Origin of the sequence: Nodularia sp. UHCC 0506, from assembly GCF_034931045.1 — a bacterium.
Lineage (GTDB): Bacteria > Cyanobacteriota > Cyanobacteriia > Cyanobacteriales > Nostocaceae > Nodularia.
Genome location: NZ_JAYGHH010000070.1, coordinates 8,889 through 19,692, shown reverse-complemented (window position 1 = coordinate 19,692; position 10,804 = coordinate 8,889). Strand labels below are relative to the sequence as shown.

The window sequence follows — 10,804 nt, the reverse complement described above, 5'->3', positions numbered from 1 at the left end:
TTCACAATCCCTAACTACGAATTACGAATTACGAATTACGAATTACGAATTACGAATTACCTGCGGACTTTACCGCTAAAACCGGCAGCTTTAAACTGCTTCAGCTTCAAAGGTTCTGGTTGGTTGGCAGGAACAGAAATTCTGATTGCAAAATCACTCAAGCCTGGTGGAATTTCGGGAATCGAACCAAGACGGGTACGATTTTGCATGACTGGGTTATTGTTGGCATCATAGATGCGTCCAAAGATATCTGCGTCATAGACCGTTTTGTAAGTGCCATTTTCTGCCTTACCAGTGACAATAAAACAATTAGCAGCCGCACTACCACTACTAATTACAGATCCTTCTGCCAGTTCTGCTGGACAATCTTTATAGGAAACATCAGATAATTTTATCTGTGTCAGCGCTATGGCCTCTGGAGTATATACCCAGGACATAACTGTGAGCAAGCCAGAAATAAAGATCACAGAAATTAGTTGTGCATACTGAGTGATGCTACTGAAATATTTTTGCATAACTAAAATTGGCGAATTTAATAAAAATGCTATGTTGTGATTATTTTCCATAGCTAAACGCGGTGATTACAGAACTTAACTCAATTTTGTACATAGGAAACCACTATCAGTATCTCAAAGTTTAATAACATTATTGATCACAACGGAGAGACACTAATTGGCACTGATTCCTTTAGCACTGTTTTTAACCTCAGCTTACCTGAATTTCATGACTGGGAGGTTGGAGTCTTGAATAAAACTATTGTAATAATTAGGAAAATAAACCCCTCAGTTGCTATCAACTTATGACTCCAGATGAGATTGAAACAGCGTTGCAAGCAGCCTTTAATAGTTGTAATGCAGCTAGTTGTCCTCTCACTGATATGCAGAAGCAGATATTACTGCGAGTGGTCGAGCAAATTCAGGGAGATTTTAACTCCAAGAAATCAGATGTAGTCAATCCTTTAGACGAACTTGACTCAGAGGAATTGGCAGCGTTTTTACAGTTTGTCAAAACCAAGGAACAACAAAACCGCACTTGGAAGGTGCAATTACTCAATGATTGGTTACATGAAAACGATTCGGGAAATGTCCAATTCATTCGCCAACGCTACGGTTTACCGTGGGTTAATCGTGTAGAATCATATCATTTTGACAAGTATTCTGACGTTGAGGATGCACTCAAGCTCAGAGTAGGCGATCGCATTGAAGTTTCCAATGGACTATGGGAATGGGTACAAGATGATGGCCCGTGTAAGCGTGAATGGTTTCCCTGTATCGTACTACAAATTGATGAAATTCATGATGGTGATAGTTCTTCACCTACTAATTGTGTTGTGCGCCTCTACAACGGTGCTGAGTACGAAATTCCAGGAATCTACCAATGGAATCGCTATAATTGGCGCTGGCCGCAAAAATAACAGGAAAGAGGGCAGGATCTAGGGGAACAGGACTGACGGCAAAGTTCTATACAAAATTGTTTGTGGTATTTATTCATGATCGACAATTAAGGAGGTAAAACAAAAAGTAACTCCGCAATAGCAGCAAATGTCACACTGGGACGCAGGAATTCAAGAATCACAAATTCAATTTGAGGATATTCTCAATAGCGCGATCGCCACTGCTATTGTGCGTTTTCGCGTCTTCTCTAACTATGATTGGGTGTGTGATTATCAGTCTCCTGGATCTGAAGCCATTTTTGGCTATACGTCCCAGGAAATTATGGCTAATCCAAGTTTGTGGGTGTTGGGAGTGCATCCCCAAGATAGAGAAACGGTGATTATGCCAATGTCTGAAGATGTCTTTGCTGGGCGCACCGTAACCGTAGAATACCGATTTCATCACAAAGATGGTTCTCTGCGATGGATCTCAGCTACCTATACCTCCCGTTACGTTGAAGATGCACAATGCTGGATTGTCACTGGTACTAATTTCGACATCAGCGATCGCAAACAGATAGAAGAGTCATTACGGCAAAGTGAAGCCAGATTTCAACACCTAGTAACTAATTTACCGGGAAATATTTACATTCTTGTACAGTCTCCAGATGGCTGTCTTCACTTCGAGTATATGAGTTCTGGCATTGAGAAAATTTTGGAAGTCACTACAGAGCAAGTTCTAGAGAATGCCATGCTCTGTATAGAACCAATACATCCTGATGATGTTCAAGGCTATCACGATGCAGTCAGCGAAAGTTCCCAAAACTTCAAACCTTTTAGACATGAATGGCGAATTATCACACCATCGGGTCAAGTTAAATGGTTGCAAGGCAATTCTATGCCAGAGCATCGGGATAACGGAGATGTCGCTTGGCATGGTTTAGTACAAGATGTGAGCGATCGCAAGCGTACCGAGGAAGCATTAAGAGAAAGTGAAGAACGTTGGCAATTAGCGATCGCCGGTACGAATGAAGCTATATGGGATTGGGATATAACTACAAATCAAACCTTCCGTTCTGATCGTTGGTATGAAATGTTGGGATATCAACATCACCTGGGAAATAGCAGTGATGAATGGAGCGATTGCATTCATCCTGATGACTATGAACGAGTCATAGCAGCTCAAAAGGCTTATTTATTCAGGCAATCCCCAGATTATCAAGACGAGTATCGTCTGAGGTGCAAAGATGGCAGCTATCGGTGGTTTCAATCAAGAGCCAAAGCTGTATGGAATGAACAAGGAAATCCCGTGCGATTAGTTGGTTCACTAGGAGACATTACCGAGCGCAAAAGTGCTGAATTAGCACTCATACAAAGCCGAGACCTCAGAGAAGCTATCTTTAATAAATCCACTGATGCGTTGTTTCTGGTGGATACAGAAAAATACTTCACATTAGACTGTAATGATCGAGCGGTAGAACTATTTGAAGCCAGAAGCAAAGATGAATTAATTGGGATTGATGGACAAACCCTACAAAAAGAACTATTTACCTCTGAAGTTACAGCAGTCATCATTGGCGAAATTAACGACAAAGGATTTTGGAGTCGAGAAATTGAATACTTGACTAAGAAAGGTAATTCCTTTTGGGGTAACTTAGCAATAAAAAAAATCAAAGTTGCTGATCAGATTATACATTTAGTCAGAGTTACAGATATCAGTGAACGCAAACAAGCAGAACTCACATTAAAAGAGCAGGAAGCAATGTTGCGAGGAATTGGAGATAACCTGCACAATGGTGTGGTGTATCAAATTATTCGTGAATTAGATGGTAGCGATCGCTTTTCTTATCTGAGTGCTGGTGTAGAAAAACTTATGGAAGTTACGGCCGAAGATGTACTCCAAGATCCAAGTTTACTGTTTCACCAATTGGAAAACAAAGATTTCCTCAAGCTACAAGCAGCTATTGATAATTCTTACTATCATCTTTCTGCCTTTGATATTCAACTGCAAATTCACACGCCCAGTGGCCAGATCAAATGGTTACATTTTCGTTCCAGCCCACGACAATTGCATGATGGTAGAGTGGTTTGGGATGGATTAGGAGTTGATGTCACAGACCTAAAAACTCATCAAACTCGGCTGGAAGAATCACAACAAATCGCTCGCCTTGGTAATTGGGACTATGATTTGATTACCGAAAAAGTTAGTTATTCTAAAGAACTTTTTAAACTTTACGGTCAAGATTTACCACAAATCGAGCCGAAGTATGAAGAACATTTAAAATTTTACCACCCCGAAGATGCGGCAAGACTCAATCAAGCGGTAGAACAAGCGATCGCCACTGGTGAGTCATACCAATTAATTCTGCGGTTGCCTCAACAGAATAACTCTGATCGCTATGTTCAAGCCATTGGAAAAGCCGGATTTAATTCTGAAGGGCAAGTAATCCGTCTTTATGGAACTCTGCAAGACATTACCCAACAGTATACTGCACAGCGCGATCGCCAATTAGCAGAAGCAGCCTTAGCCAAAAGTGAAGAAAAACTGAGGTTAGCTTTGGAATTTACCTATATCGGTACATGGGACTGGAATATTCTCACCAATGAAGTGATTTGGAACGACAATAATTATCGCTTATTAGGATTTGAGCCACAAACAAAAGTAGCGACATATCAGCTATGGCACAGTGTGATTCATCCAGAAGATGTGGAAAGATTTGAACAAGCTATATCCAATGCATTGGCCGAACATATTAACTACAACGCCGAGTATCGAGTCATTCATCCTGATGGTACTATTCATTGGTTGTGTGATCGAGGACGGGGAATTTATGACGCAGCCGGTCATCCCATCCGAATGCTAGGTATCATCATGGATATCAGCGATCGCAAACGTACTGAACAGATGTTAGAACTGCAAGCAGTAATTACCCGGAACATGGCAGAAGGCATTTGTTTAATTAAAGCCAGCGATGGAACTATTGTTTATGCAAATCCTAAATTCGAGCAAATGTATGGTTACGATGCTCATGAATTAATTGGTCAAAATATTCGCATTCTTAACTATGAAGATGAACACACTACATCTGAAGCAGACTATCAAGATATTGTCGGAAATATTTTCAAATATACTGAATCAAGTTATGAAGTCCACAATATCAAAAAAGATGGTACTCCATTTTGGTGTCATGGCACTTCATCGATTTTTAGTCATTCTCAGTATGACCAAGTTTTTGTAGCTGTTCACCAAGACATCACCGAAAAAAAGCAAGCAGATGAAAAAGTTAAAGCCTCTTTGAAAGAAAAAGAAGTATTACTAAAAGAAATTCACCATCGTGTCAAGAATAATTTAGGCATTGTTAGTGGTTTGCTGCAAATGCAATGCAGACGTACCAAAGACTCTCAAGCCATAGCAATCCTCCGGGATAGCCACAATCGAATTGCCTCCATCGCCCTAGTGCATGAAAAATTGTACGGTTCTGAAGAACTTGGTGATATTGATTTTGCTCAATATATTCCTGATTTAACAACTCATTTATTTGAATCTTATAATGTCAGTTCTAACCGAATTCAATTGCATATTCAAGTGGATCATGCTAGTTTGGACATCGAAACAGCAATTCCTTGTGGATTAATCATTAATGAATTAGTTTCTAATGCTTTAAAATATGCTTTTCCTGATGATCGTATCGGTGAAATTCAGGTAGAATTTTATCAAGAGTCTGGACAGAATTTAATACTCATTTTACGAGATAATGGGGTAGGATTACCTACTGATTTTTATAGCAAAAAGTCGAGAACTCTAGGAATTACTCTAGTTCAAGGGTTGGTTAAACAAATCGGAGGAACTCTTGATATTAACTCTCGACAAGGAACAGAGTTTAAAATCTCTTTTACAAACAATCGGACAGTAATATGATCAGTATCCCATCTAATCAGCAGGCTCAAAAAACAGTGAGAATTCTCGTTGTTGAAGATGAGTATATCCTTGCCATCAACTTACAAGAAATTTTAGAGTCCTTAAAATACATTGTTGTCGATATAGCAGATTCCGCAGCAACCGCAATTACTAAAGCCAATGAACTGCGCCCAAACTTGATTTTAATGGATATCCGCCTGCGTGGAGAACAGGATGGCATCCAGGCAGCAGAGCAAATTTGGCAGACTTTGCAAATTCCTGTGATTTACGTTACCGGACATTCTGATAAAAGTACCGTAGAAAGGGCAACTTTGACATTTCCTTTTGGATATATTCTCAAACCGGTTAAAGAGCAAGAACTTTATGTTGCTATTCAAACAGCAATCAACCGCTATGAACATGAGCAGTTTTTGGATTCTGTTCTCCAAGGAATGGGGGATGGGGTAATTGTTGTTGATCCTCAACTGCATATTAAATATATGAATCAAGTGGCGGAAGTACTAACAGGATGGACTTGGGAACAAGCAAAAGAACAGTTATTAACTAAAGTTGTCCAACTCATTGATGAAAAAACTCAACAACCTACAGAAAATCCCATTATTTCCGCACTCCAACAAAAAACTACTATTTATTTAGATAATCTGGTTTTATTAATTGCTAAAGATGGCAGAATTATTCCTATAGCTGATAGTGCTACACCTTTAAAAGACAATCATGGTGTAATTAAAGGTGCTGTCTTAGTCTTTCGTGATGACACCCAACGCAGACTGACCGCAAAACGCAATATTGCTGAAGAACTTGCCAGACAACTAGAAAATCAATTGATAGAACTGCAAAAATTAAACCAGTTGAAAGAAGATTTTCTGGCTACGACATCTCATGAAATGCGAACGCCATTATCGAACATCAAAATGGCTATATGTATGTTAGAACATATTTTAGATAAACAAGGAATTTTGCAGGCAGTACCACCTGCGGCATCTTGGTCGGTCACTCGTTATTTAAATATCCTCCGAGAGCAGTGTGAACAAGAACTAGATTTAGTTGACGATTTGCTATATATGCGGATAATTGATGCCAATTTGTATCCCTTGGAATTAATTTACATTCAAATCCAAGACTGGCTACCTCACATTGCCGAGACTTTTCAACATTGCACTCAGGAGAAGCAACAAACTTTACAAGTTAGAGTTGCCCCAGATTTACCACCTATACTTTTAGATACTTCTCTCCTGACCAGAATTGTCTCAGAGTTACTTAACAATGCTTGCAAATATACTCCTCTGGAAGAAGAGATTATAGTTGAGGCCCAACTCGTGACCAATACAAATACTAAAACTCCCTTATTTGAACTAGTAGTCAGCAATTCTGGTGTAAAAATTCTGGCAGCAGAACAAGCTCGGATTTTTGATCCATTTTATCGCATTCCTCAAAGCGATCGCTATCAACATGGCGGTACAGGATTGGGGTTAACACTTGTGAAAAAGTTAGTAGAGTATCTCCAAGGCACAATTACAGTTAGCAGCACTCATGGCTGGACAAAATTTATTGTTCAATTACCGTTAAATCCTCAAAACCCGGCTAAATCATGACAAACCTAAATGTTTTTGCAATGCTTGGCGCATGACATCTACAGGTATAGTTTCTTGTTGCAACCATATTTTTAATGCGGCTACTCCTTGTTGAACTAGCATTTCTAAGCCATCAATGGCAATTGCGTCTTGTTTTTTCGCTTGTTGGAGAAATTGTGTCGGGTTAGGAATATAGATTAAATCATAAGCGATCGCACCTGGGGATAATTTCTGCATATCTGCTACAGTGACAGGCGATTCATTGACGTGGGGATACATACCTACAGGTGTAGTATTGACCAGTAAATTGGCTTGAGAAATCAACTGTGCTAAATCATCCCATACATGAACTTGTAATTTCTCAGCTATTGGTGAATTTCCCCAACTATTGCGGAATACTGCTAACTTTTGCATATTGCGCCCCACAACATGAATTTGGGCAAAGCCTAGCTGCTGACAACCTACAACAACTGCCCTAGCTGCGCCACCATGTCCTAAAATTACCGCTATTTTTTGACTCCAGTCCTGCTGATATGTTGTCTGTAAGGGAGCAATAAATCCTTCTATATCTGTGTTTGTGCCTACCCATTGATTATTTTGGCGACTAACGGTATTGACTGCACCTATAGCCTGTGCCATCGGGGTAATTTCTGATAATAGCGGCATAATTGCCTGTTTGTGAGGAATTGTCACACTAAAACCCACAACGTTGATCGCGGCTAATCCAGCGATCGCCACCTCTAAATTCTCTGGTTTAATTGGCAAAGGTAGATAAACATAATCTAATCCTAATTGAGCGATTGCGGCATTATGCATCACTGGCGATAACGAATGTTCCACTGGATGCCCAATTACGCCCAAAAGTTGAGTTTTACCTGTAATCAATGGTTTAGTCATTAGTCATTAGGAAGTTACCATCTTTTCCCCCTGTACCCTGCGCCCCTGCCTCTTCTCCTTAATCATTGGATTGCTGAGGGATACAATTACAATGATTAAAAGTCACTTAATATTTCTTTATATCATGCAAGTAACTACAGCTTCCTCCACCACTCCAGTTCCTGGTCAATATTGGCAGTGGCGGGGTCATAATATCTACTACGTCCAGGCAGGAGAAAAACAACCGCAACGCCCACCCCTGTTGTTAGTGCATGGTTTTGGCGCATCCACAGACCACTGGCGCAAGAATATCACAGGACTGTGCCAAGATTTTGAAGTATTTGCCATCGACCTTTTAGGATTTGGCCGTTCCGCCAAACCGAAATTACAATATGGTGGTGATTTGTGGCGTGACCAACTTTCTGATTTTATCAGTGAAGTTATTGGTCAAAAAGCTGTCTTAGCAGGTAACTCCCTTGGTGGCTATGCTTGTTTGTGTGTAGCTGCACAATGTCCAGATGCTGCGGCCGGGTTAGTCTTACTCAATAGTGCTGGCCCTTTTAGCCAAAATCCATCCACATCGGAACCAGAAGCATTACAAGCCCAAATTCAAACCCCCAAACAACCCTCAACTTTACAAAAACTCTTGGGTGATTCTGTGAAGTGGATTTTTCAACAACCTTTAAGCCAATTTCTGTTATTTCAATATGTGCGCCAACGTTGGGTAATTCGCCAAACCCTAGAAAAAGTTTATCTTGACAAAAGTGCCATTACAGAACAGTTAATTACAGAAATTGCTCGTCCTGCTGATGATCCTGGGGCATTGGATGTATTTATTTCAGTTTTTAGCACACCACAAGGGGAAAAAGTTGATGTGTTATTAAAAAAATTAACTTGTTCTGTATTATTACTATGGGGAGAAGCTGATCCTTGGATGAATGCTAGAGATCGTTCCCAAAAGTTTCGTCAATATTATTCTGAACTCACAGAACATTTTCTCAAAGCAGGTCATTGTCCTCATGATGAAGTACCAGAACAGGTGAACCCTCTTTTACGCGATTGGGTGTTATCAATTGCTCATTAACTGGGAATAAGGAGTAGAAGTGCAAAGACACAGGGGGGAAGAGGTTTAGAAGAAAAATAAATTGGTGCCTATCCTCATCCCCTCGGTTTCTTTTGTTACTTTGTAACGAAGATTTTTTAAGCATATTTAGTTAAATTATATTTTGTCATTGTGGCATGAATATAGCCTAAAGAATCGCTATAAATGAGCTACGATAATTGACTACTTTATTTCTAAATATGAGAACTCCAAAGCATCTCCCAAAATGGAAAAAAGTGCAAGAAAGTTTAATCTTTAATTTATTGAGAGGAATGCCTACAAGCTTCTTAGGTAATAGATTAAGAAGTTCAATCTATCCACATATTTTTTATAGCATTGGCAAAAGAGTATGTATTCAATATGGTGTCGAATTTATTGAACCTAGTTGTATTAAATTTGGGAATGATGTCAGAATTTGTCGATTTGCTAACATTGATGCCAGTGGACACCCAAATAATTTGATTTACCTAGCAGATGAAGTTATTTTTAGTTATGGTGTTGATATTCAAGCATTAATAAATACATCTATTTATATTGGCGATCGCACTTTCATTGGACCTTATGTTACTATTGCTGGGCCAGGAGATATTTCCATTGGAAAAAACTGTTTGATTGCGGCACACTCTGGGATATTTGCCAATAATCATATTTATTCAGACCCCGCCCAACCAATAGGTTTACAAGGTGTAACTCGTCTGGGAATTACCATTGAGGATGACTGTTGGTTAGGTTCTGGAGTCAAAGTATTAGATGGAGTTACCATTGGTAATGGTAGTGTGATTGGTGCTGGTTCTATTGTCACAAAAAATATTCCCCCATTCTCTATAGCTGTAGGTGTACCGGCAAGAGTAATTAAAAGCCGTAACAACAAAGAAATTATCAACTCCACAAAAATTTGTTAGTCACCTGCTACTGAAATTTAATCATTGTTTGCCCAGGCAAATACAGACATTTTTAAGTTTTTAAAGTACACAAATATTCGGCTTTAAGCCTATTTAACTGGGAGCATACTACTTTTTTAACGTGATTGCGTATCGCTAAGGCGAAAGCTTTGAAGCGAAGCTATGCCGTAGGCTTTAGCCATACGCAATGACAATTATTCTGTTGTTGCCAAATAAAAACCAGGATGCACCCTATTTTACTTCTGTTCGTACAGCGAAGAGGAGCCTATTTTGATTACCAATTTTTGCATAGTGCTGTATTATCTCTGCTGAAATTTATTGCCTTCTCCATATTCAAATATAATGACTATAGGAGCAAAAATGTTAGCTAATTATGTAGATGAATCACCCTTAGTTAGCGTTATTATTACATCGTATAACCGCCCACATTATCTTCAGCAAGCAATTGCTAGTGCAGTTAAACAAACTTATCAAAATCTGGAAATTATTGTTTGTGATAACTGTAGTAATGAAAATCTTCAACCAATAGTTGATAGTTTCCAAGATACACGCATTCGCTTTTGGCGTAATTCTCATAATTTGGGAATGTTAGGCAATATTAAACATGGTTTTAAACTGGCAAAAGGAAAGTATGTTGCAAGTTTACATGATGATGATATATGGGAAGCAGAATTTATAGAAAAGCTAGTACCAACGTTAGAAAGTAATCACAATTTAGCTTTAGCTTTTTGCGACCATCACATCATAGATAAAGATGGCTTAATAAATGATATTCTCACTGCCAAATGTTCACAAACATGGAAACGGGATACTTTAAAAGCGGGTGTTTATCAACCTTTTTATGAAATTGGTATAGTAGATATGTCTGTAGCAAGTGCTTGTGCTGCCGTTATTCGTAAGGATATTGTCGATTGGGATGCTATTCCAGAAGAAGTTGGTGGTTGCTACGATTTATATTTAAACTATCTTTGTTGTCGTTCTGGTTTAGGAGCTTATTATTGTTCAGAAAAACTCACTAGATATCGGCAACATGAACAAAGTGATACATTGACTTATAATCCC

8 protein-coding genes are annotated in these 10,804 nt (G+C 39.1%); 6 read left to right on the top strand and 2 right to left on the bottom strand.

The annotated features are described in order from the left end of the window. Positions 1-56 precede the first annotated feature (56 nt). The gene (locus VB654_RS23790) at positions 57-515 is read right to left on the bottom strand and encodes a biotin carboxylase (RefSeq protein WP_323216308.1); all 459 of its coding nucleotides are present in this window, start codon (positions 513-515) and stop codon (positions 57-59) included. 284 nt (positions 516-799) lie between these two features. Here VB654_RS23790 and VB654_RS23785 point away from each other — a divergent pair, with 284 nt between their 5' ends. The 3 genes from VB654_RS23785 (at position 800) to VB654_RS23775 (ending at position 6,883) form a co-directional block, all read left to right on the top strand. Continuing rightward, positions 800-1,414, top strand: a complete 615-nt coding sequence (locus VB654_RS23785) for a hypothetical protein (RefSeq protein WP_323216307.1) — start codon at positions 800-802, stop codon at positions 1,412-1,414. A gap of 127 nt (positions 1,415-1,541) precedes the next feature. Next, positions 1,542-5,291 carry a PAS domain-containing protein gene (locus VB654_RS23780; RefSeq protein WP_323216306.1) on the top strand — a complete coding sequence of 1,250 codons (3,750 nt, stop codon included), beginning with the start codon at positions 1,542-1,544 and terminating at the stop codon, positions 5,289-5,291. Next, positions 5,288-6,883: an ATP-binding protein gene (locus VB654_RS23775; protein ID WP_323216305.1), complete on the top strand. Its 1,596-nt coding sequence runs from the start codon at positions 5,288-5,290 to the stop codon at positions 6,881-6,883. The genes VB654_RS23780 and VB654_RS23775 overlap by 4 nt, the downstream gene beginning before the upstream one ends. Here VB654_RS23775 and VB654_RS23770 read toward each other — a convergent pair. Further along, complete coding sequence (locus tag VB654_RS23770; RefSeq protein ID WP_323216304.1) at positions 6,878-7,759, bottom strand: shikimate dehydrogenase; 882 nt, start codon at positions 7,757-7,759, stop codon at positions 6,878-6,880. The two genes, VB654_RS23775 and VB654_RS23770, sit on opposite strands and share 6 nt — an antisense overlap. A 124-nt stretch (positions 7,760-7,883) precedes the next feature. Between VB654_RS23770 and VB654_RS23765 the strand changes: the two genes are divergently transcribed. The 3 genes from VB654_RS23765 to VB654_RS23755 form a co-directional block, all read left to right on the top strand. After that, entirely contained in the window at positions 7,884-8,822 is a 939-nt protein-coding gene (locus VB654_RS23765) for an alpha/beta fold hydrolase (protein WP_323216303.1), read from the top strand. Between the two features lie 218 nt (positions 8,823-9,040). Beyond that, positions 9,041-9,742: an acyltransferase gene (locus VB654_RS23760; RefSeq protein WP_323216302.1), complete on the top strand. Its 702-nt coding sequence runs from the start codon at positions 9,041-9,043 to the stop codon at positions 9,740-9,742. Positions 9,743-10,084: 342 nt separating this feature from the next. Then, a partial coding sequence (locus VB654_RS23755) for a glycosyltransferase family 2 protein (protein ID WP_323216301.1) occupies positions 10,085-10,804 on the top strand: 720 nt, incomplete at its 3' end.

Bases quoted from the DNA above. Each gene is read 5' to 3' on its own strand.
- VB654_RS23790 (WP_323216308.1), bottom strand. From the start codon at position 515: ATGCAAAAATATTTCAGTAGCATCACTCAGTATGCACAACTAATTTCT.
- VB654_RS23785 (WP_323216307.1), top strand. From the start codon at position 800: ATGACTCCAGATGAGATTGAAACAGCGTTGCAAGCAGCCTTTAATAGT.
- VB654_RS23780 (WP_323216306.1), top strand. From the start codon at position 1,542: ATGTCACACTGGGACGCAGGAATTCAAGAATCACAAATTCAATTTGAG.
- VB654_RS23775 (WP_323216305.1), top strand. From the start codon at position 5,288: ATGATCAGTATCCCATCTAATCAGCAGGCTCAAAAAACAGTGAGAATT.
- VB654_RS23770 (WP_323216304.1), bottom strand. From the start codon at position 7,759: ATGACTAAACCATTGATTACAGGTAAAACTCAACTTTTGGGCGTAATT.
- VB654_RS23765 (WP_323216303.1), top strand. From the start codon at position 7,884: ATGCAAGTAACTACAGCTTCCTCCACCACTCCAGTTCCTGGTCAATAT.
- VB654_RS23760 (WP_323216302.1), top strand. From the start codon at position 9,041: ATGAGAACTCCAAAGCATCTCCCAAAATGGAAAAAAGTGCAAGAAAGT.